Source organism: Brevibacterium sp. HMSC24B04 (assembly GCF_001806835.1).
Classification (GTDB): Bacteria; Actinomycetota; Actinomycetes; order Actinomycetales; family Brevibacteriaceae; genus Brevibacterium; species Brevibacterium ravenspurgense.
In genome coordinates this window covers 1-1,614 of record NZ_KV786106.1, presented here as the reverse complement: position 1 = coordinate 1,614, position 1,614 = coordinate 1, and the positions used below count along the sequence as shown (strand labels likewise).

2 protein-coding genes are annotated in these 1,614 nt (G+C 54.7%); both read right to left on the bottom strand.

The genetic code is table 11. The features are described from left to right. On the bottom strand, positions 1–309 hold a 309-nt coding region (locus HMPREF3092_RS09440; protein WP_141738010.1), incomplete at its 3' end, for a hypothetical protein. Positions 310–983: 674 nt separating this feature from the next. Then, positions 984–1,445 carry a hypothetical protein gene (locus tag HMPREF3092_RS09430; protein ID WP_070424709.1) on the bottom strand — a complete coding sequence of 154 codons (462 nt, stop codon included), beginning with the start codon at positions 1,443–1,445 and terminating at the stop codon, positions 984–986. Between the last annotated feature and the right edge of the window lie 169 nt (positions 1,446–1,614).

Here is a 1,614-nt window from a genome sequence, read left to right as displayed (position 1 = left end):
ACCGAATCCTTCGACTCCCAGGTCGGACAGCGCTTGAGCAAAGCGGTTGGATACCAGCGGAACGATGCCCCACAGGATGTCACCGTGACGCTTCCCTCGAGAGTTTTCATCTCTCACCGCCCAGACTCTAAAGGGAAGCTCTTCTGCTCTGCCGGCAGCGATGACGTCGTAGATGTCTTCACCGTCGTCAGTGAGGTAGGGGCCCAGGTCAGCTTTGCCCTCCCACTCCATATCGACCCACAGATCGGCCCGCGCTGATTTTCCGAAGATCTGGACCCATGGCTGCTTCGCTGTTGGTTCACCTAGCATCGGAACACGTTCCTCTTCCTATATGAGTTATCGATCTTCTTGGGGTATTCGAGTATCTGACTTTTCGACGCCGATGGATTTCGCTTAAAGAAGGCTTCCCAGCGTTTGTTATATTCGTGCGCTAGAGACTGGTGATTGTTCTTGACACCTTTTTTGGAAATCCACCACCGCGCGTATTTCGGATCATGGATGTTGAGTCCCGCCCTTTTGAACTTGCTTTCAAACTTCACTGGCATCGTGTGATGAGCTTGGCAGCGTTTGCCAGGATTTTTCCCAGTCTTGACAACGAGGTTGTGGCGGAGATTCTTCTGAGTGTGAGACCTGTATTTTAAAGCTTTCGGATTCTTGGACGCAGTTCTCTTACCCTTTGCTTGAGCAGTCTTCTGCGCTGCCTTACTTGCTGCTTTCTTTGCCGCTTGTTTGGAGATCGCACGGACAGTGATCTGCAGGATGACGCGAGTGCCGACAACTGCTACAGGAACGAGCCATACCGGGTCTGCTACGACTGGGTATGCGGCAGCTGTGTGGTCGACGTGCTGAATCAGGGAACCATTGCGCACTTCGTAACGTGTCGGGATTTCTTTGCCTGTGGCATCAACGGCCCATGGTGCAGCGAATGAACCTATAGCTTGGCCATTGGAAGAGACCGCTACAACCGTTCCGTCTTCTTGACGCTAAAGTGCTGTTCCGGCGGGAAGATCTATGGGGAATGTGAACGAAGTCGGTGAGGTCGCGTCCAAGATCGTCAGCGTCGTACGGACCGACGCGGCAACTTCAGAATTGTTGGACGTGTCTAGGGCTTGAACGGTGACTTCAACAGGCGACCCCTCAGCTGCGTACAGGGCTGATCCGCCTTGAGTTACGGATGCCGCAGCGTCGGTGACCGGCAGACCTACCGAGACTTCTTTACCATCGGCAGTCGGTGCGGTGATGGGCAAATCCGCATCGACTGGTGCGGTGATGCCATCCTCTGTCTCGATTCCCGGCACTATGAGCTCGACATCAGGCAGGGAGTCGATGTCGACTGCCGGCACCTGGACAGATGGGAGCGGCGGTGATGTCGCAGCAGCTTGAGCCGGGGTGGTGCCGATGCCAAGCAGCAGCGCCAGAGCGGCTACTAATGCGGTCCACTTCATTGTGGCTAGGTGTTTATGCAATTCGGTTGTCTCTTCCTATTTACGTACAAACTGTGATGAGTCTATGACAAAGTGGGGTATTCACGCCTGGTGTCCACAAGGTGGATACCGTAGGGAACAACCACGACGTGAGCAGCTGCAGGTGAGAGGTGAAGGAGGCTCCGCCTCG